The sequence below is a fragment of the Vibrio sp. ZF 223 genome, assembly GCF_003050585.1.
Taxonomy (GTDB): domain Bacteria; phylum Pseudomonadota; class Gammaproteobacteria; order Enterobacterales; family Vibrionaceae; genus Vibrio; species Vibrio crassostreae.
Genome location: NZ_PIGB01000003.1, coordinates 307076 through 324231 on the forward strand (window position 1 = coordinate 307076; position 17156 = coordinate 324231).

The 17156-nt window shown below is 41.9% G+C and carries 16 protein-coding genes; 2 read left to right on the forward strand and 14 right to left on the reverse strand.

All coding sequences use genetic code 11. The features are described from left to right. Positions 1-15 precede the first annotated feature (15 nt). The 9 genes from CWO13_RS08860 to CWO13_RS08890 all read right to left on the reverse strand — a co-directional run bounded on the left by CWO13_RS08860 (position 16) and on the right by CWO13_RS08890 (position 10066). A complete protein-coding gene (locus CWO13_RS08860; protein WP_108082817.1) occupies positions 16-1071 on the reverse strand; it encodes a hypothetical protein in 1056 nt (351 codons plus the stop codon). Between the two features lie 287 nt (positions 1072-1358). Next, positions 1359-4088, reverse strand: a complete 2730-nt coding sequence (locus tag CWO13_RS08865) for a DEAD/DEAH box helicase family protein (RefSeq protein ID WP_108082818.1) — start codon at positions 4086-4088, stop codon at positions 1359-1361. 5 nt (positions 4089-4093) lie between these two features. Then, positions 4094-5185, reverse strand: coding sequence for a hypothetical protein (locus tag CWO13_RS08870; RefSeq protein WP_108082819.1), 1092 nt, complete (start codon positions 5183-5185; stop codon positions 4094-4096). Positions 5186-5239: 54 nt separating this feature from the next. Beyond that, positions 5240-5404, reverse strand: coding sequence for a hypothetical protein (locus CWO13_RS23435; protein ID WP_181359913.1), 165 nt, complete (start codon positions 5402-5404; stop codon positions 5240-5242). A gap of 243 nt (positions 5405-5647) precedes the next feature. Continuing rightward, positions 5648-5800 carry a hypothetical protein gene (locus tag CWO13_RS23440; RefSeq protein ID WP_181359914.1) on the reverse strand — a complete coding sequence of 51 codons (153 nt, stop codon included), beginning with the start codon at positions 5798-5800 and terminating at the stop codon, positions 5648-5650. 320 nt (positions 5801-6120) lie between these two features. Further along, positions 6121-7518: a Re/Si-specific NAD(P)(+) transhydrogenase subunit beta gene (pntB, locus tag CWO13_RS08875; protein ID WP_108082820.1), complete on the reverse strand. Its 1398-nt coding sequence runs from the start codon at positions 7516-7518 to the stop codon at positions 6121-6123. Positions 7519-7528: 10 nt separating this feature from the next. Next, complete coding sequence (gene pntA / locus CWO13_RS08880; RefSeq protein ID WP_048662800.1) at positions 7529-9076, reverse strand: Re/Si-specific NAD(P)(+) transhydrogenase subunit alpha; 1548 nt, start codon at positions 9074-9076, stop codon at positions 7529-7531. Between the two features lie 300 nt (positions 9077-9376). Continuing rightward, positions 9377-9658 (reverse strand): HlyU family transcriptional regulator, encoded by a 282-nt coding sequence (locus CWO13_RS08885; protein ID WP_004731023.1) that lies wholly within the window; start codon positions 9656-9658, stop codon positions 9377-9379. 39 nt (positions 9659-9697) lie between these two features. After that, positions 9698-10066, reverse strand: a complete 369-nt coding sequence (locus CWO13_RS08890; RefSeq protein WP_048660158.1) for a late competence development ComFB family protein — start codon at positions 10064-10066, stop codon at positions 9698-9700. A gap of 339 nt (positions 10067-10405) precedes the next feature. Between CWO13_RS08890 and CWO13_RS08895 the strand changes: the two genes are divergently transcribed. Beyond that, entirely contained in the window at positions 10406-11647 is a 1242-nt protein-coding gene (locus CWO13_RS08895; protein ID WP_102480862.1) for a GGDEF domain-containing protein, read from the forward strand. 32 nt (positions 11648-11679) lie between these two features. Here the strand turns inward: CWO13_RS08895 and CWO13_RS08900 are convergent, their stop codons facing one another. Both CWO13_RS08900 and CWO13_RS08905 read right to left on the reverse strand, forming a co-directional pair. After that, positions 11680-12690, reverse strand: a complete 1011-nt coding sequence (locus CWO13_RS08900; RefSeq protein ID WP_102433177.1) for a Solitary outer membrane autotransporter beta-barrel domain — start codon at positions 12688-12690, stop codon at positions 11680-11682. A gap of 78 nt (positions 12691-12768) precedes the next feature. Then, positions 12769-13740, reverse strand: a complete 972-nt coding sequence (locus CWO13_RS08905; protein ID WP_170960779.1) for a diguanylate cyclase — start codon at positions 13738-13740, stop codon at positions 12769-12771. A gap of 131 nt (positions 13741-13871) precedes the next feature. Between CWO13_RS08905 and CWO13_RS08910 the strand changes: the two genes are divergently transcribed. Then, complete coding sequence (locus CWO13_RS08910; protein WP_004731036.1) at positions 13872-14309, forward strand: DUF3069 domain-containing protein; 438 nt, start codon at positions 13872-13874, stop codon at positions 14307-14309. A gap of 276 nt (positions 14310-14585) precedes the next feature. Here the strand turns inward: CWO13_RS08910 and modC are convergent, their stop codons facing one another. Genes modC through modA form a run of 3 tightly spaced genes read right to left on the reverse strand, consistent with a single transcriptional unit; the run spans position 14586 to position 17146 of the window. After that, the gene (gene modC, locus CWO13_RS08915; protein ID WP_102433175.1) at positions 14586-15692 is read right to left on the reverse strand and encodes a molybdenum ABC transporter ATP-binding protein ModC; all 1107 of its coding nucleotides are present in this window, start codon (positions 15690-15692) and stop codon (positions 14586-14588) included. After that, positions 15689-16387, reverse strand: coding sequence for a molybdate ABC transporter permease subunit (gene modB / locus CWO13_RS08920; RefSeq protein WP_065677054.1), 699 nt, complete (start codon positions 16385-16387; stop codon positions 15689-15691). Before modB ends, modC begins: the two co-directional genes overlap by 4 nt. Next, positions 16388-17146: a molybdate ABC transporter substrate-binding protein gene (gene modA / locus CWO13_RS08925; RefSeq protein WP_102433174.1), complete on the reverse strand. Its 759-nt coding sequence runs from the start codon at positions 17144-17146 to the stop codon at positions 16388-16390. It abuts the gene before it with no gap. Between the last annotated feature and the right edge of the window lie 10 nt (positions 17147-17156).

Consider the following 17156-nt stretch of genomic DNA (forward strand, 5'->3'; position numbering starts at 1 on the left):
TTATTTGTGACACTGTTAATTGAGGTGACTTGCTTTAGGTGCGTATCTTCGAGGGTCAATATCAAGTCGCTTTAAGTCAAACGGTCTTAGTCTACTTTCTTCTAATAGCTCGATTTGATTCCTGAAAAGTTGCATTTTACGATGATGGTCAACAATTAATGGTTTTTCTTTTAAAACGATAGCGTAGCAAACAGACATAACCATTGAACCGAACTCGATTAACTGCTCATCCGTAAAGTCTTTCATGTACCGATTTTTACGGTACTGATCTTCAATCCACTCTTGACCTCTCAAGGGTTCTTTCGCTTGTGGTTGCTCAATCTTTTCAACGTCAAATTGACCGTTGTTATGTACCGCATGGTTACAATTACTATAATGAGAATATTTCTCAATAATATCACTAAGTGCTTTCTCTGCTATTTGAGTTGTTTCTGTATCTTCTAAATTATCATTTACAACATGGTAAACTGGTATAAATGTACCACTATTATTAGTATTTGTTACTTTGTGGGTATCTTGTATCAAGATGACATTGTGGAGGTGAGGAAATCTAAGTTCGCTTGTTGAGTTCATTGACTTTGAACCCAACATATCAGCAAGATACTTCACTAACACATCAGGTTCGAAAAACTCAGCAAGTTCGTTAATTATAATGAGTGTCCCTGCTGTATTAGGGTTCATTTTTAGGTGCTCAATAGTCGAGATTACTTGCTTGTTAGCTTTGCGCATAATGCTTTCAATCTGACGAAATGCTTTTTGCTCGAACTTACGGATGATCCGATTGCCATCAGGTAGCAAGCTCACAACACGGTGAAAATTAAGTTCACCATAAATGGCGGGAAAGTCAGGACGCTTCATTATGTCATGGAAATAGTTTTCCATTTTCTCTTTGGGGTCATCTTTCAGGGTCTTAAGCTCAATAACCATAACATCTCGGATCGCATAGTCCCCAATTTTAATACCATCAGGTATCTTTTCAGGTATCTCATCTAAGTCCTCAATAGCTTCGTATTGGGTCATAAACGATTTGAAATTTTCTTCATTAGAAAAAGCAATCTTTTTATTCGTCATTCAGTTTCTCACGCTACTGTAATACACCACCGATGTGCATCTGATTGCGCTATTTTACATTGAACGTTGGGGAAATGGTAATCCACCAATTTATCAAGTAATAACTTGATATCGGTAGCTTGCACCAACGTGTTTTCCTTGAATCGTTTCTCACCAAAGTCAACTGCTCCCCGCTCGTTTTTTTACAAACATAATTTGTCCGTCCCCCGCTCGTTTTTACAAAAAATGGTTTAGCTTTCTATATAAACCAACCCATTTTTCATTTTGTTGATCGGGGGACGGACAAATTAAAATGTCACGTCGGATAAGTCATAACTCGCTGCTAGCCTTTCTTTAACTTCAGCACGTTTAGCTGCCTTGCGTATACGCTCTTTCTCTTTCTGTTCTGGGGTAGCTTCAGCACGTTTAGCTTTCTTTCTCAATCGGTCACGCTCTTTACGTTCTTCAGTTGTATCACGTTTCTTGTCATAACCACGACGATTAGCTTTCACCTCTTCATCATGTGCCAACGCTTCAGCTTCAATCGTATAGGTGCGTTTTAGGTCTTCGATCTCCCCACCCTCAAATTCTGGTCGATCATGTCCACCACTGGTAACAGCTTTGAAGTATGCATTCGGTAATAATTCATATTCATGCGGTACAACAATCGTTTTACCCTTTGAATCTTTCTTACTTTGCTTGGCTTCGATATACGCTTTACGTTCATCAGGTGACATACTTTTCACTTTGACCTGTTCTAGATCTACTCGGTCATAGAACATCTCGACCAGTCGTAGCGCATCACTTTTACTTGGAGCCATTGTCACCGTACCATTTTTGTTTGTGTAACCGATCATCGAAAACGTATCAGTAGCACCGTTGGTCATGACTGCATGTGCTTGCTTCATAGCTTCATATGTCGCATTCTTCAGATCTGGTAATGTACCCTTTGCAGTATCAGATAAACTTTCCCTAGCAACAATTGCCAATACCTTTGCGAACTTCATAGGTGTGTCATTGGTCAACGTTAATGTCGTGTCGATGTAACTTGGGTCATGGATCATCGTCTCAGCAATACCCGTACACAAAGACTTATAACCAGCTTTACATGCTTTTGAAATACCATTGGACTTAGCCCACCATTCGGTAGGTAAACCACGAAGTTCACGGGTGAACTCAATGTAATCGAACTTTCTATACGCATCATGCAACTTCGAACGTTTAATGAAGTAGAAATGTTCAACCAGTGGGTACAACGCATTGTATTCATCATGACTCAAAGGTTTCTTATGTTCTGCTTCATGACGCTTTGAGTAACGTTTGAACCCTTTATCGAAACCAGCTTTACACGATGCAGACCATTTAACGGCTGTGGTTGGTGACAGTTCGTCACGGTCTTCAGGGTTCAATACTTCGTCACGGATATCTACTGGTGACAACTTCAACATGTTCTTATTGTCGGCAGAAACTAGATCACTTGCTATGCTTGCAGGTTGTAAGTTGGTACTGGTTGCAGCTTCAAAATCGGAATAGGTCATGAACAAATCATATAAAAATCGCTTCATGAACTCTTTGTTGCTGTGTATGTTGGTTAAGTATTCGTCTATAACGTCTTGAGTTAATTCAAAACATTTTCCATCGTTATTCGAATCTGGGTATGCAAATTCACGAAATGCAATGTACCTAATCGGATCACGCTCCAACTGCTTAAACCACTTCAACGCAGCCAAATTATCAATTGTACCGATGACAAAACGATGGCTCCCATCATCGTTTTGTTTGATGTACTCCCCGATCCCCTCAAAGGTTTTCTTCTCGACTTCGCCTAATAATTCAACACCCTTTTCATTCACGTATACTTTAGTTGTCTGTAGTGCCTCGAATGCATCTTCATACGCTTTCTTAATCGAATAATAACACCTCGGTTTTAACATCTGGTCTTTAGCCATGTTAGTAAAGATGTACGTGTCATTATCGGCTATACCTTCACTTTGCGTCTTATTCCTTAAGCGTCCAGCACTTTGAGTTACTGCTAATGGGTTAATTGTTACATCTGTTGCAATAACACCTTGACGCTTATTCTCATACAAGTTGATCCCTGCACTGATTGCTACAGTACCAGTAAGAAAATCAAAGTTTGTAGTTTTGCCAGTCTTAATTAATTGGTTAGCATCCTTCTTCATTGTTTTACCAATGGTTGAACTTGAATACTTCGATAATGCTTGGACGACTGCGGAGCTAACACCGTCTAATTTCTTACTAATGTAAACGGATTCGATTTCCTCTTGGTTGTTCTTGATGTAGAACGGTAGCTTTTCTTGCTCGATACTTCGATCAATGAAGTCATGGACGATTGACCGTGTTAGTTCACCCTCAACCACATAATACTTTCTGATCACCTTCGCTTCAGGGTCTTCATTTCGGTAACAATTCACCGTGTTGTCTAAACAGTGTCTGAAGATGTTGAAGGGGGTTGGTGTCGCTGTCATGCCAATGACTATGTGATCTTGATACAACTTGCTGACGCTTCGATGGTACTCCACCATGTGGTTGTAGCATGAACGAAAATGCATGTCAGCTTCGTGCATTTCGTCATAAATGAATACGCATTTAGGTGGTAATTTGTCGTCTTTAGCCAACTTATAAACCGCATCACATGACGCTACGATCAAACCATCAGAATCTTCAATTATGTCCTGCCTGTTACCGAATAGCTTCAGGACTTTTGTTGAATCTTTCCCTTGTTCCAAATCCTCTTTGCTTTGTACTGCAAGGTTGTTTCGATTCGGGATTAAGATCAGTGTGTAACCTAGTAATTTCCAGTGATAAAACAGTCCTTTGATTAGTCGTGTTTTACCTAGTGACATTTCACCATATAGGTTTAAGAATTTACCTTTCTTTAAGATGTTGAAGATGTCACCTAGTTTACTGGATAGGTGTTGTTGCTTGGTTAACTCTAGGTTTTCTATGTGCTTTGATGCACGGATAAAAATTGGAGCTAATTGTTGCCCAATCTTTGGTTGCAAGGTGTTTATCATTATTGTTATGCCTTGTTATTCAGGAAAGACAGTGCGCTTTCCATGCTCTTTGATACTTTGATGTCTTCGATATTTGGTTTATTTGACGGTTTAGTCCAACCGTATTTCTTTGCTAAATGCACGATAGTTCCAGCTTTTACAGCATCGTGTGAAAACGACGGAGTGAAACTAACCAGTTCGCCACGGGTTAACGTTGTGTGATCTGATAAGTAACCCAAATGTTCATTAACGAATGCTTGGCATACTTGAACCCAATCACCACGATCACGGTTTTGACTAAAGAAAAACTTTGCAGCGGTCATCACCAGTTGATGTTGTCGCTTAACATCGATCCCTTTTAACTCTAGGTCTTTGAGTTTCGCAGCACGTTTCTTTTCAACTTCAACTTTGCAATGTTCATAGTAAAGCTCGTCACCTGCTTCAATACCTGCAACACCGTCGTCAATTAGCTTCTGTATGAACGTACACGGGGCTTTTAGGACTTTATGTAGTGGTAGGGGTTTACCATCTGCAAAACGCCATTCAAAGTTATCTGCGTTGGTATTTGCACGGTATGAATAGCGGTTGGCATCGTGTGAACTCTTATCAAGTGGAATATCTTCACCGAGAATCTTTTGGATGTAAGCAAAGCACCGTACTTTGTTGTGTTCCCAGATCTTTTTCTGGACATTAGTTGCTAGTGGGATTGGTTGTGCAAGTGGGATTAAAACTTTCAAACGTGGACATGCTGGTAGTATTTCACCGCTAGGCTTTTTCTTTTCACGTTTGTTGTTAACGCTGGTGGATATTGCATGTGCAATACCATGTCGGTTAAAGCATCGGTGCACGTGGTCGATCAAGTCAGCGCCATGACGTGTAGGATCATCGATGTCCACGTAGTAACACCATGTTTCTGTTATTGCGTCTTTGCCTTTTCGACCTGTTGAACTAATTCCACACATCAGGTCATTTGATACGACCAATTTTAAATTGTTCTCAGTCCACGGTATTGTTTTGGTCACCCATGTATCATGGTACTGGATGCAAACTTGGTCTTTTTCGATCCATCTATCTTTTGATGATTCGACGTTAATTGAAAGGTTGATGCTTAGTGTCATGTTATTATTCCATATTGACACCCTCACATAATATTATTCTCACTGGGCTTGTTGTTATTGGTTATAAATTAGGCGCAGAACGTTATCTGCGATCTCTTCGTTGGTCGGTGCTCTCCAGCCTGCTTTCTTTGCTTGGCGACATACGTGTTCTTTGCTTTGACGAATGTTTCTAGCACATACAGTTAAACCATATTTTTCATAAATTTCTTTTTGAGTCATGATCTTTACTCCTTTTGGTTGTTATCAACGCTCATTGATTATTTAGGTGAAAGAAAACGGGGTAACCACTCCCCGTTCTCAATGTTGGTGGTAACAACTCCACCTTGACACCTTGCAATGTTATTTATTTTAATACTGTATTTCGTATGTTAATGATCCGATTGAACGGTAATGATTCATGCAGCGTTAAACCGCTGCACCTTTGAATCTGGACGTTTCCAGCCATGAACCTTTGTAAGGTAGCTAACACGCTTTTTCATCTAAACCTATTGCCATCTCTGCATAAGTACCACCCAGATCTTCAAAGATGACCTTGATCATGTCATTGGTTATTTCGTATTTATCAGGGATTACTAAAATTGGAGGGAAACAAACTCCAATAAAGGGTTTGTTCATAGTATTCAATCGTTTTGGAATTGTTAGTTAACAGAACGTCAACTTCATAATAAGAATAGTCACCGTTGGCTCCCACCAACATTTACATTTTACCACGTAGAAACCCAGAATAAACATTATTTGCAACTTTCTTGGAAATAATTTTCAAACAAACTTTCTCTAAGATCTTATAAGTAGAAATCATCAAGAGAAGCCGTTTGCTTCCAATCCACATTGAACGATCATGGGTTAGCATCAACCGATGTGCTCCAGAAACAAGAAAACCCACACTAGGTGGGTTTTTTATTATCAACTGCCGTGTGCAATACAACTCAAATCCACTAAAGGTGCTCTAAAATTTTAGAACAACTTGTTTTAGCATCACCAAACAGCATCTGCGTGTTTTCTTTGAAGAACAGTGGGTTTTGCACACCTGCGTAACCCGTGTTCATCGAACGTTTGAATACGATAACATTCTGAGCATTCCAAACTTCAAGTACTGGCATACCAGCAATTGGACTGTTTGGATCTTCAAGTGCTGCAGGGTTCACGGTGTCATTTGCACCGATAACCAATACAGTATCCGTCTCACTTAAGTCATCGTTGATTTCGTCCATTTCAAGAACAATATCGTAAGGCACTTTAGCTTCAGCAAGTAGCACGTTCATGTGACCCGGCAGTCTACCCGCAACTGGGTGGATACCAAATCGAACATTGATGCCTTGCGCTCGTAGTTTCTCAGTGATTTCATGCACTGGGTATTGAGCTTGAGCTACAGCCATGCCGTATCCTGGGGTAATGATGACAGACTTTGAGTTTTTCAGCATGTCCGCTACATCTTCAGCTGATGTTTCGCGGTGCTCACCCTGCTCTTCATCACCATCAGACACGACCACTTCTTGGCCGAATCCACCAGCGATAACACTAATAAACGAACGGTTCATCGCCTTACACATGATGTAAGAAAGAATCGCACCTGACGAACCAACCAATGCACCAGTGACGATGAGTAGATCATTCGCAAGCATGAAACCTGCCGCTGCTGCTGCCCAACCAGAGTACGAGTTAAGCATAGAGACGACCACTGGCATATCAGCGCCACCAATCGATGCCACTAGGTGGTAACCGAATGCGAATGCGATAAGTGTCATCACCATTAACGCGAACATGCTGCCGTCAGCTTTAACGAACATGATCATCAGCAATGTAGAAGCAACGATAGCCGCTAGGTTCCACTTGTGCTTATGCGGGATATTCAATGCAGACGAAGAGATAACGCCGCGAAGCTTACCAAACGCAACAATCGAACCTGTGAACGTCACAGCACCAATAAATACGCCAAGGAACACTTCCACTAAGTGGATAACGTGCTCTGCATGAATATCAGCAGGGTTAAGTGACACAGCAGCAGGTGGATCGATATAGCTGTTGTAACCCACAAGTACCGCAGCCATACCTACGAAGCTGTGCAGGATTGCCACCAGCTCAGGCATTTCAGTCATTTCTACTTTTCTTGCGTAGTGGATACCAATACCACCACCGATCACCATCGCAATGATGATCCATACAATACCAGCAGAATGAGGGCCAAAGATCGTCGCGATCAACGCGATTGCCATACCCGTGATACCGTAATAGTTACCTGCACGTGCAGATTCCTGTTTCGATAACCCAGCCAAGCTCATAATAAAGAATACAGCAGCAACAATATAAGCTGCTTGTACTAATCCTTCAGACATCTGTTACTCCTTAGTCTTTACGGAACATTTCAAGCATACGTTTGGTCACGGTAAAGCCACCAAAGATATTGATACTTGCAATTAATACGGCAATAAATGATAAGAAAGTGACGACGCCACTTCCTTGTCCTATCTGTAACAGTGCACCTACAACGATGATCCCTGAGATCGCGTTAGTCACGGACATCAAAGGCGTATGCAGAGAATGGCTTACATTCCAAACTACGTAATAACCCACCACACAAGCGAGAACAAAAACGGTAAAGTGGGATAAGAACGCAGCAGGAGCAACCGATGCTACCCAAGCGAAAGCACCAACCGCTATTGCAATGCCAGCGACTTTCTTTACAGGAGACACAGGTTGTTGAACCTTCGGTGGAGCTTTAGCTTCTTCGGGTTTGGCCTGTTGTGGCTGAGCAGAAACTTGAATCGGCGGAGCTGGCCAAGTCACCTCGCCCTCTTTAACCACAGTAACACCACGCAGAACGACATCTTCAAAGTCGATATTGATGTTGCCATCTTTCTCTTTGCAAAGCAGTTTCAGCAGGTTAACTAGGTTCGTTGCATATAGCTGAGATGATTGAGTTGGCAGTCGACCAACCATATCAGTGTAACCAACCACCTTCACGCCGTTAGCCGTTGTGATCACTTGATCAGCAACCGTATATTCGCAGTTACCGCCATTCGCAGCGGCAAGGTCCACAATCACGCTACCTGCACTCATACTGTCTACCATCTCTTTGGTAATCAGCTTAGGCGCTGGGCGACCTGGAATCAGTGCCGTTGTAATGATGATGTCGACGTCTTTAGCTTGAGCGGCATAAAGCTCTTCAGCTTTCTTGTTGAATGCTTCAGACATCTCTTTTGCATAGCCATCACCCGCGCTGGTATCTTCCTTGAAATCGACTTCCAAGAATTCAGCGCCCATAGACTCAACTTGTTCTTTTACTTCAGGACGAACATCGAACGAACGAACGATCGCACCCAAACTACCCGCAGCGCCAATTGCCGCTAGACCAGCAACACCCGCACCAGCAACCAGTACTTTTGCTGGTGGAACTTTACCTGCCGCCGTAATTTGACCCGTGAAGAATCGACCAAATTCATGCGCCGCTTCAACCACAGCACGATAACCCGCGATGTTAGCCATAGAACTCAATGCATCTAGTGCTTGAGCTCTTGAAATACGAGGTACGGAGTCCATCGCCATCACGTTGATGTTACGACTGGACAATTGTTCCATTAATTCAGGATTTTGAGCAGGCCAAATAAAGCTGACCAATGTCGCGCCATCTTTGAGTAGATCGATTTCATTTTTAGACTCGTCAACGATCGGAGCGTTAACTTTAAAGATAATATCGGATTTCCAAGCTTCATCTGCGGTTACAATTTTTGCACCAGCTTGTTCATAAGCTGCATCTTCAAAACTTGCTAACGCACCTGCTTGTGATTCAACACAAACTTCAAATCCTAATTTTAGAAGCTGTTCTACCGATTTCGGCGAAGCAGCGACTCGCGTTTCACCCGCGAGTGTTTCTCTTGGTACACCAATTTGCATAGCTATTCCTTGACTATTGGCACGAATGACTTATTCGTTTGTATCTAACGACAACTAATACTTCAAGCGTTTTGTTCAAAGAACAGGAAAAGTTATTACTTATAACGATTTGGATGGAATTTGAGCGCTTCATTTGAAGAAATGACGACCGCCTCGAACAAAGAGGTCAAACCACTTGCAAATAATCCTTTAAATAACAACTTACTAGCTGTTCTTTGTCCCTAAAACTAAAAAGAGCTTTCAGCATATACACTGAAAGCTCTCGAAATTATGACCAACATCAATTCTAACCCTAATTGGCTAGCTAAATATATTGTCGCCCATTTGGTCGATGAACATCTGCGATTTTTTAAGCATCAATTCATCGGCATCTTGTTTGTTTGAAACAACGTCTGAACGAATAAAACGGTGAGTTTTAATTTCACCATCGAATTCTTTCTCAATTCGCCCAGCAACACGGTATTGACCAGATTCTGCAATGGCATCTTGATAGATATTGAAACCCTTATATTCGACTGGCTCAATCTCTACTTTTTGTTCGGTTTTTTCTTTGCCACCAAATAATCTAGAAAAGAATCCCACGTTTTTTACTCCTTAAATGACCGTATTAACCCTAAACTATCATGACTGTTTACGGTTCAACAACGGCTTTTCATACCATTGTAATTCTACGTCATCATCAAAATTGTGTTGACTAAATATAACGGGCACATTGTCGTCACGTTCGCGTCTTCGGTCGTCAATAATCATACTTTCTGCATTTTTGACCGCGATCTCACTATTGCGCTTATATAGCACCAATTTGTCTTCTGGCAATGCTGACAGAAAATCGATATCAAAACGAATATAGATGGGTTTGAGTTGACCCAAAGCCAAACACGCGAGATCCGCCAACTGTTCATTGGTATAACTAGACACATATTCCTCGGTAGACAATACATGACCCACCAGAGTTTCCATATAGTTATGAACATCAACACTAATTTGCATACCACACCTCCATTTGTAGCTATCACAACAGATCGTGTCCTAGCCTAATTTGGCAACGATCTACATATTGTTACCTTACTATACCCTACTCATTACTACAGATTTACTAACTGCATGTTAAGTAACTATAACGACTAATTAATTTCTCATATATACTATGTAGTTCGCTCTATGGTTAATAGCAACTCAAATACATATAAAAAGAGTTGCACCAATAGCGACCTATGACTATGTTTTTGCTCTGATTTACGCAAAAAGCTTGGCAATCGCTTGTTTAACCGTATCCTACGTATAAAATTAAATTACAAGATCATCAGTACACTTAGGCTCACCACATAAATGGCATCTTCTTTTGTAACGTCGAGCATGTTTCGATTTTGCTTTCCCTTACTTCTATTAGCAATGTTACTCGTAGGTATGAACAACGTCATTCTCGTGACCGATTCAAACTTAGGGTTTGCTAGCAACCTTCCGTATATTTTATTGAGCGTTGCCGTTTTGCTGTGTCACACATTCAGGCAAGGTCGTATGGCTATGGTGTCTCTTACCATGCTCGTTGCCTATTTTATCATCCAAGTCCGCTTACAAACCCCATTAAACACTGGAACCACATTATTGGAGCTGTCTCTTCTGGCCGCTTTAGTGCCGGTTACTTGCTTATTGGTATATGCCTTCCCCGATAACGGGGTTAACTCAAAGTCCATGTTACTTTACGCCTTGGTTGTGGTGCTATTCATGGTTTGGGCGCAACTGATTGTGTCTCACTTCCATGCCGGAGGTTTTGAATCATGGAGTGAAGGGGTTCTATTTACCGTTAGAGACTTTTCTAAACTGCCTTTTATTCTGGTGCTCTATAGCCTTTGTTTACTGGGCCTAACGTCGATTTTGGTTTTAGTCTATAACCGCTCTATCGATGTCGTTGTTTACAGCGCGATTTTGTTGTCTTCGAGTACCTTCATATTCTTTGATATCCAATACATCTCAAGCACCATGTTCTCTTTGTCAGGCATATTGATTATCGTCTATGTAATGTCTGCTAGCCATGATATGGCCTTTAATGACCAACTGACTAACATCCCAGGCAGACATGCATTAGAAGTCGATATGAAGCACCTAGGGCGTAGATATTCGATGGCAATGGTCGATATCGATCACTTCAAGAAATTCAACGATACCTACGGACATGATATTGGCGACGATGTGTTAAAACTGGTGGCTCGTATTCTGAGAGAAACGACCGGTGGCGCGAAAGCTTATCGTTATGGTGGCGAAGAGTTCACGATCATTTTTAAAGGCAAATACTCGGAACAGGTTAAAGAGCACCTTCAAGCTCTGATTTCCGAGATTCAGAACTACGACATGACGATTCGGAATAGCCACGAACGCCCTGACGATCATGAAGTGGGGATTAAAAAGCGGGGTAAGAATGGCAAACCATCGGAAGTGGTGAACGTGACGGTGAGTATTGGGCTGTCTGACAGTACCACCACCAGACATCCTGAAGAAGTGCTGAAGCTTGCTGATAAGGCTCTCTACAAAGCGAAAGAAACAGGTCGAAACAAGCTGTGTGTTGATAGTTAAACGTAAGTCTCGGTAACTAGATTAGAGTGAGCTTAATCTTGGTTGAAGAAGATAACCAAGCTCCCGCCTTTTAAGCTACTTCCGTAGTTAATCGTAAAACCTATTCCCACGTTATCGACCCATTCATTAAACAGGTTTGGGTTAAGCAACCACCCTACACTGCCCTCGTAATATGACGTTGTCCCCATAGGTGCTACAGTATCGCCCCCAATATCAATTCGTCTGATACTGGAATACATCGATGTGATGTTTTTGTCCCAACGTACTAAATCATAAAAGATCTTTGCTTCATTGGCGATATACCAACCTTCTGGGTGGCCAATGTTACCGTTATTGGCTTCCCCCCAACCCACACCATTAAAATAATGCCAACTGGTACTGAGTTTGTATTTACCCCAGTTATTCTTGTCTTCATAGATCAATTTAATCTTGGGCTCTATGATGTAAGCCCAAGCGTCAGTATTGAGATACAACCCATCAAGCTGTTCGGCAACAGGTTTAAGTATGTTCGCACGATACTCAAAATCATTCCGATAGTAAGAGATATGGTTACCAATCGCTGAATGAAAACTCCAGTACTCATCCAACTGAGACACGTTTGCAAACTCAACATAGCCAGATATCACAGTCTCTTTCTGAAAATCAGACACAGTTTCTGATGCGTATTGAACGTCTTTCTCAGTGCGTAATGCTGATAAGCGCAGCGTCACCTCTTGATGGTTATCTTCGATATAAGCTGGTAGCTCAAATGTATAAGGGAGGCTAAGTGAGGTTATGTTTTTCCGACGACTTACGGAATCATTCGAACCAATGTCTTCATTGTCTAAACGAAACACTTTATTAGGGTCAAAGTTGTTGATACCAAAGGTAAAAACATCAGTGTCGTTAAGAAGTACACTGGTTGCAAAGTTCTGCTCTATATCCTTACGGACAAGATCAGACAACTGGTTCGCTTGAACATTGGTAGGAACCGCAAAGTAGAATACAGGGACAATCAGTGTCCAACATGTATTAGCCATAGAAAATGACTTTGAATATGGCATTTCTCTTATCACTTAAAGTACTTCCAAGCTCAAACGCTAATAGAAGTATAAATTCAAATATCCGGAAGAGCTCGCCAACTAGCCTGCAAGCTCCAAAATACTGCGCTGTACAAAGGTATTTCTACCACTTTGCTTCGCTTGATAAAGCGCTTGATCAACCTTTTCGTAAATAGAGGCGATAGATTCACCCCCTTCTGGTGCAAATGACAACACACCTTGTGACACTGTCACCCTATCAGAAACCGTTGAATAATCGTGGACGTAATTCATTTCATGTAGCGCTTCTTTTATGCGTGTCGCCTGTAACATAGCAGCATCGCTATCCGTATCACTTAAGATAAGAACAAACTCTTCACCGCCATAACGGCCGACAAACTCTCCTGCTCGAACAAAAAGCAGCTTCAAGGTATTAGCAAGCTCTTGCAAGCACTTATCCCCTTGAATATGGCCGTAATTATCGTTGTAAGGCTTAAAGAAGTCTACATCTAGCAATATAACTGTCATGGGTATATTACGCCTTCCATGCCACGCTATGCTCTCTTCAAGCTTAGTGTCCATATATCGACGGTTGTACAATTTGGTCAAGCCATCTTCATTGGCTTGTTGCTGCAAGAGGATATTCAGTTCTTCGAGCTTGGCGGTACTCTGTTTTAACTCTCGTCTCATATGCGCGATACGCTGCATCGCAATCAGCTTAGAATTTAAAACCACCTTGTTTACAGGTTTTATCAGGTAATCATCACCACCAGCGTCAATCGCTTTCGCGATCATTTCAGGTTCTTCGTGGCCACTTAGAAAGATGATCGGAACCCATTCTGGAAATTGCCTACGAACCTCGTTAGCCACCTCAAAACCATCCATGTCTGGCATGCTAATATCAAGTAACACAAGTTCAGGATCAAAATCAGAATAGACGTTCAGGGCTTCTTTTCCGCTACCGACAGCTTCAACAATATGACCCAATTGCTTGAGTCGAATAGCAAGTTGCATCCTGTCTAGTTGAACATCATCAACCAGCAATATGCGCATCGAAGATCCCTTTTCTATCATCACATCACCTTTATCTAGTGTTGAATATTCAAAGTAGCTCAAATTTGGGCTTAAATCATGCCCTAATCTCTATATTATATTGACTTTTTTACAGATCTTTTTAGCATTGTTTCTTTTTAAAGAGAAATACTATGTCAGACGCTACAAACAACGAAGTACAAGAAATCGATTTAACCACTATCTCACCAGAGCTTCGCCAAGTTATCGAATTTGATGAAGTGCCTAAAGAGATGCACAACATGGTTACTTCTATTCATGAGGTGTCTGAAGAAGCAGTGCGTGAAACTTGGAGCAGCCTTCCAGCAAGCGCACAAAATGTTTTGGACAACTTTGAGCAATTCCACGCTCTAATCTCTGTTAGCCAAGCTTTTGCTGGCGTAAACATGATGGAAGAGTTCCCTACTCTTAAACTTCCAGAAGGCATGTCTGATGAAGAAAAAGAAGAGTACCGAGCTCAACTACTTGACCAAATTTTACATAACTGTGTAAAAGATATGGCTAAGCAAATCAAGAAAGCGCGTCGCGATGCTATCTTGAAGCGTGATTTTAAAGAAGTCTTCATCCGATAAGCTATTCTTCAGACCTAACTTTAGGTTGAATGCTTAACGAAAACTTAATGATGAAGCCGTATGTTATTACAAACATGCGGCTTTTTTGTGCCTGATACTTTTTCTTATTATTATTGAGGTAATTAATATGCCTCAGCACACATACAGTGTGGCTCAAAACTGGCAGTTATACCGTATAAAAATGACGCATGTCTCCATTCATGGAATCAAGATCGAATTTTCAGAGCCTAGAAACTGCAACATCACGACAATATCGAAAAGGTGACCTTGACAGATTTAATGTGTTACCGCGATATCTCTTTGAGCGACACTTACACCTTTAATTTGCGCGTAAACACGCTGCCCAATTTCTAGATTCAACTCATCCAGAGCCCACAACGTAATCGTTGCCCATAAGTAACATCCAGACTCTAACTCTAGTTCGACAGCGACACTCTGCTTATTTGTGCCTTGTTGGTGCGTCTCTACGCTTTTAATAGTGACAGGAAGGATATTACGAATCGAAGTCCCTTTCGGCTGTTCTAGTGTGATAGAAACATCATTTGCCCTAACTTGCAGCCTTACTGCAGTACCAAGCTCACTCGACACTTTCTGAACCCATAATGACGTCGACTTTCCTAACATTAGGCGAGACAGCGCATAATCATCATTGTGTTCCGCTAATGTGGCTTCAAATAATGAGCTTTGCTCTGAGAAAGATTGCCACGGTTGCATAGCTCTCGATGCCCAAACCTCTTCTGTCACGCCCGATGAAATAACTTTACCTTGGTCAATAATCACAAGGTGATGTGCCAAGCGTAAAATCTCATTAAGGCTATGAGTGACATAGATGATCGGTATTTGGACAGTTTCAGATAAGTTTTCCAGAAACGGCATCACTTCACGCTTGCGGGGCAAGTCGAGAGACGCCAGAGGCTCATCCATCAACAAAATGCTGGGCTTTGATAACAATGCGCGGCCGATCGCCACACGTTGCTTTTCGCCGCCAGACAAACGAGCTGGATAACGGTCTAGCAATAAACCGAGAGATAACAAGGAGACAATCTGATCGAAATGCGTTTTATCAAAGTCTTTGATGCCATATTTAAGATTGCCTGACACCTTCATGTGCGGAAACAATCGCGACTCTTGAAACACATAGCCGACATTACGTTTGTGAGTCGGCAAGTTAATGCCCTTATAACTATCAAACAAGGTGGTTCCCGATACGCTGATCAAGCCCTTATCTGGCTGTTTAAGACCACTAATCGCATTGATAAGCGATGTTTTACCCGCGCCAGAACGACCAAAGATCGCAGTAATACCGGAACTTGGGAGTTCTAGGTCGATATCAAAGAAAGTTTCACCCAACTGTTGCTGGTATTGGAGGATCAAAGCACTCATGCATTGCCTCCTAGTCGCTGTGCAGACTTCTTATTGAGCCATTCAGAAAGCATCAATGAACCAAGCGCTATAACAATTGAAATGACACACAAACGTGCCGCTTCCATTTCAGCGCCAGGGGTTTCAATAAAGGTATACATGGCTAATGGGATGGTTTGAGTTTCACCGGGAATATTGGAAACGAAGCTGATTGTCGCGCCAAACTCACCCAAGCTTCTTGCGAATGAAAGCATGGTGCCGGTAATAATCCCAGGGATCATCAGCGGTAATGTAATAGTGAAGAACACACGAATCGGTGAAGCGCCCAATGTAGCAGCGGCCTCTTCAAGCTTACTGTCTACGGTTTCTAGGCTCAGCCTGATGGAGCGAACCATTAATGGCAGTGCCACAACCACGCAAGCGAGTGCTGCGCCCTTCCAACTAAAGCTGAATACAATACCAAACACGTCATTGAGCCACGAGCCTATGATGCCTTGCCTACCCATCATCACTAACAGTAAATATCCGATGACCACAGGTGGAAGTACCAGAGGTAAATGGACAATGCTCTCTACAATGCTTTTGCCTACAAATTGTTTCTTAGCAAGTAGCCACGCCAAACCAATGCCGATAGGAATAAGCCATAAGATGGCAAACCCAGCGACTTTCAAGCTCAGCATTAAGGCTTGGTATTCGTATTCCGATAAGTAACTCATTTAACGCACTTCAAATCCAAAACTGTTCAAGGTGTCTTTCGCTTTTTCGCTCTTTAGGAAAGTATAGAACTCTTCTGCAACGACTTTATCGTTCAATTTCGCTACAGGGTAACGTATTGGTGTGTGCAGATCAGATGGGAACGTCAACACTAGATTTACTTCTTTTGAAAGCAATGCGTCCGTCTTGTAGACAATCCCAAGCTTAGCTTCACTACGCTCTACTAAGGCTAAGGCCATACGAACATTGTTACTTGGTGCCAATCGAGTCTTCACATCGTCCCATACACCTAACGTTTCTAACGCTTCTTTCGCATAGATACCAGCAGGAACCGATATGGTGTTGCCCACTGCAAGCCTCTCATTAGTAAGCAGTTTAGCCCATTGATTACCTTTTGATAGGTCTAATGTTACCGATGTCTCTTTAGGGGAAATCAGCACAAGTTCGTTTTCACATAAATTTGTGACATTGTCACTAGAAACCAATTTACGATCGACTAAATGCGTCATCCATTTTTCATTTGCCGAGATAAAAATGTCTGCTGGTGCTCCTCTTTCGATTTGTCGTACCAAAGATGACGTACTCGCGTACACAGGAGTCACATCGACAGAATGATCTTTCTCAAACTCTTCAACCAACAGATTAACAGCATTGGTCATTGATGATGCAGCATAAACTCGCAGCTTTTCAGCAGCCAAAAGATGAGTGGAAGTCAGTGCCGAAGTTAAGGCCATGGCTAAAAGGATTACTCGCTTTTTCATTGTTATCACT

Coding starts and splice junctions, on each gene's coding strand:
- CWO13_RS08895 (WP_102480862.1), top strand. CDS start 10,406: ATGGCATCTTCTTTTGTAACGTCGAGCATGTTTCGATTTTGCTTTCCC.
- CWO13_RS23435 (WP_181359913.1), bottom strand. CDS start 5,404: ATGACTCAAAAAGAAATTTATGAAAAATATGGTTTAACTGTATGTGCT.
- modC (WP_102433175.1), bottom strand. CDS start 15,692: ATGAGTGCTTTGATCCTCCAATACCAGCAACAGTTGGGTGAAACTTTC.
- CWO13_RS08870 (WP_108082819.1), bottom strand. CDS start 5,185: ATGACACTAAGCATCAACCTTTCAATTAACGTCGAATCATCAAAAGAT.
- CWO13_RS08905 (WP_170960779.1), bottom strand. CDS start 13,740: ATGATAGAAAAGGGATCTTCGATGCGCATATTGCTGGTTGATGATGTT.
- modB (WP_065677054.1), bottom strand. CDS start 16,387: ATGAGTTACTTATCGGAATACGAATACCAAGCCTTAATGCTGAGCTTG.
- CWO13_RS08910 (WP_004731036.1), top strand. CDS start 13,872: ATGTCAGACGCTACAAACAACGAAGTACAAGAAATCGATTTAACCACT.
- pntB (WP_108082820.1), bottom strand. CDS start 7,518: ATGTCTGAAGGATTAGTACAAGCAGCTTATATTGTTGCTGCTGTATTC.
- CWO13_RS08860 (WP_108082817.1), bottom strand. CDS start 1,071: ATGACGAATAAAAAGATTGCTTTTTCTAATGAAGAAAATTTCAAATCG.
- modA (WP_102433174.1), bottom strand. CDS start 17,146: ATGAAAAAGCGAGTAATCCTTTTAGCCATGGCCTTAACTTCGGCACTG.
- CWO13_RS08900 (WP_102433177.1), bottom strand. CDS start 12,690: ATGCCATATTCAAAGTCATTTTCTATGGCTAATACATGTTGGACACTG.
- CWO13_RS23440 (WP_181359914.1), bottom strand. CDS start 5,800: ATGAACAAACCCTTTATTGGAGTTTGTTTCCCTCCAATTTTAGTAATC.
- pntA (WP_048662800.1), bottom strand. CDS start 9,076: ATGCAAATTGGTGTACCAAGAGAAACACTCGCGGGTGAAACGCGAGTC.
- CWO13_RS08890 (WP_048660158.1), bottom strand. CDS start 10,066: ATGCAAATTAGTGTTGATGTTCATAACTATATGGAAACTCTGGTGGGT.
- CWO13_RS08865 (WP_108082818.1), bottom strand. CDS start 4,088: ATGATAAACACCTTGCAACCAAAGATTGGGCAACAATTAGCTCCAATT.